We start from the raw sequence: 2516 nt of genomic DNA, 5'->3' as shown, positions 1-2516 counted from the left end.
GGGGAAGCGACGCATACCTTGAAGGCCGGCCAGGCCTTTCTGACTTATCCGCATATCGTGACCCATTACGCCGCGGACAGCACGGAGCCCTGGACCTACTCCTGGATTGCTTTTACGGGAGAAGAAATAGAATCCCTACTGTCCAAAACCTCACTGTCACCGGAAAACCCTGTCTTCCCGATGGATCAGCAGCTCATGCCTGCGCTCTACGACCGGCTGACTGAGGCGGCGGACCAGGCGGAGGGCCTAGATCTGCCGCTCAAAGCGATTATGTATGAGTTCTTCGCTATATTGCTCCGTACCGTTCCGGCGGTAAGGGACAGCTTCAGGCTCCCGCGTCAAAAAAGCCTCTACGTCGAGGAGTGCCTCCATTTCCTGCATGCCCATTACTGTGAAAATATCACGGTAGAGATGATGTCCGCTTCCCTGAAGCTGGACCGTAAATACCTGTCCGCCCTGTTTAAGCGGATTGTCGGCCTGCCGCCGCAGCAGTATCTGCTGAATTTCCGGATCGCCAAGGCCTGCGAGCTGCTCGCCGAAACGGGCTGTACCATCGGAGAAATCTCCCGCTCCGTCGGCTACCAGGACCCGCTGCTCTTCTCACGGATGTTCAAGAAGGTCAAGGGCTGCTCCCCCAAAGAGTACCGCATCCGTCATGAGAATACGGACATTGTTCTATAAAGATCTTCCTTGCTGACATACGCCCAGCTCCGGGATTTCGCTACAATAGAGCATGACCGTGGCTAAAAAACGTAAACGCTTCCGATTTCAGTTTTGCCCGAAGTAACTCACAGAGGCTTATGCTAACAAAACTAAGCGTATGCTTCCGAAGTCAGTTTTGTCCGAAGTAACTCACAGAGGATTATGCTAAACAAAACTAAGCGTATGCTTACGATGAGAGTTTACGAAGTTAGTCAACGAAGCAGATGCTAATAAACTTTTAGGAGGATTAAACATGTATATCGCCAGTCCTGAACGCTATGACAATATGAAATACAACCGTACCGGCCGGAGCGGCCTGCTGCTGCCGGCTATTTCCCTGGGCCTGTGGCATAACTTTGGCGGCAACGACCTGTTCGAGAACGGCCGCGCTATGGTGCGCCGGGCATTTGATCTGGGCATCACCCATTTTGACCTCGCCAACAACTATGGGCCGCCTCCAGGCTCTGCAGAAGAAAACTTCGGCCGGATCCTTCGTCAGGATTTCTCCGCCTACCGTGATGAAATGATCATCTCCAGCAAAGCCGGCTACTATATGTGGCCTGGCCCGTATGGAGAATGGGGCTCCAAGAAGAATCTGGTTTCCAGTCTCGATCAGAGCCTGAAGCGGCTGGGCCTGGATTATGTGGATATTTTCTACCATCACCGTCCGGACCCGAACACACCGCTGGAGGAAACGATGGCTGCGCTGGATCTGATCGTGCGTCAGGGTAAAGCGCTGTACGTCGGTATCTCCAATTACAGACCGGCCGAAGCACGCGAAGCGGCGCAGATTCTCCGCCGTCTGGGCACGCCTTGCCTGATTCATCAGCCGAACTATTCCATGTTGTCGCGCTGGATTGAAGACGGCCTGCAGGATGTGCTCGTCGAAGAAGGCATCGGCACCATCGCCTTCTCGCCGCTGCAAAAAGGCATTCTCACCGACCGCTATCTGAACGGAATCGCTCCCGATTCCCGTGCGGCCGGACCTAGTGTATTCCTCTCTGAACGGGAGATCACTGAGGAAGTCATCGGTAAAGTACGCAAGCTGAACGACATCGCAGCAGCCCGCGGCCAGAAAATGTCACAGCTCGCCTTATCCTGGGTGCTGCGCGGCGGCAAGGTTACCTCGGCACTGATCGGTGCCAGCAAGGTAAGCCAGATCGAGGATGCCGTAGCCTCCCTTAACGCCCCTGAATTGAGCGCAGAAGAGCTGGAACAGATCGAAGCCATTTTGCGGGGATAGTCCCCTCCCGGGAGTTACAGATTAATTAGCCTTCAAGTGAAGACGGCAAATGACACCACACGGCTGACAGGCCAGGAGCGGGTGCATTTGCCGTCTTTTGCTGTAAGGGATGGTATAATGAACACAAAACAGCGCAGAAAGGGATGCAGAATGAACAAAAACCGTTTAGGCCAATCTGAGTTATATGTAAGCGCCATGGGGCTGGGTTGTATGTCCCTGGGAACCGGGGAAACAGCAGCCGTATCCATCATTCATGAAGCGCTGGACCTGGGGATCAACTTCCTCGACACTGCGGATCTTTATGATGAAGGACGGAATGAAGAACTCGTAGGTACAGCCATCCGCCATCGCCGCGGTGATGTTATTCTGGCGACGAAGGTCGGAAACCGCCGGGTGCCCGGCAAGGAAGGCTGGTCCTGGGACCCCTCCAAAGCCTATATCAAATCAGCAGTACATGAGAGTCTCCGCAGGCTGCAGACCGATTATATCGACCTCTATCAGCTGCATGGCGGAACGCTCGAAGACAATATCGATGAGACCATTGAAGCCTTTGAAGAGCTGAAGCAGGAAG

3 protein-coding genes are annotated in these 2516 nt (G+C 54.1%); all 3 read left to right on the top strand.

Annotation, left to right across the window (positions count from 1 at the left end; translation table 11 throughout):
• A partial coding sequence (locus AQR02_RS01745) for an AraC family transcriptional regulator (protein ID WP_054939128.1) occupies window positions 1-681 on the top strand: 681 nt, incomplete at its 5' end.
• 274 nt (window positions 682-955) lie between these two features.
• On the top strand, window positions 956-1945 hold the full coding sequence (locus AQR02_RS01740; RefSeq protein WP_054939127.1) for an aldo/keto reductase: 990 nt from the start codon (window positions 956-958) through the stop codon (window positions 1943-1945).
• Window positions 1946-2095: 150 nt separating this feature from the next.
• The coding region (locus AQR02_RS33330) for an aldo/keto reductase (protein ID WP_245237567.1) at window positions 2096-2516 on the top strand (421 nt) is incomplete at its 3' end.

The sequence above is a fragment of the Paenibacillus ihuae genome, assembly GCF_001368795.1.
In the GTDB taxonomy this organism is placed as follows: Bacteria; Bacillota; Bacilli; order Paenibacillales; family Paenibacillaceae; genus Paenibacillus_AQ; species Paenibacillus_AQ ihuae.
This window is presented reverse-complemented; position numbering and strand designations above follow the sequence as displayed.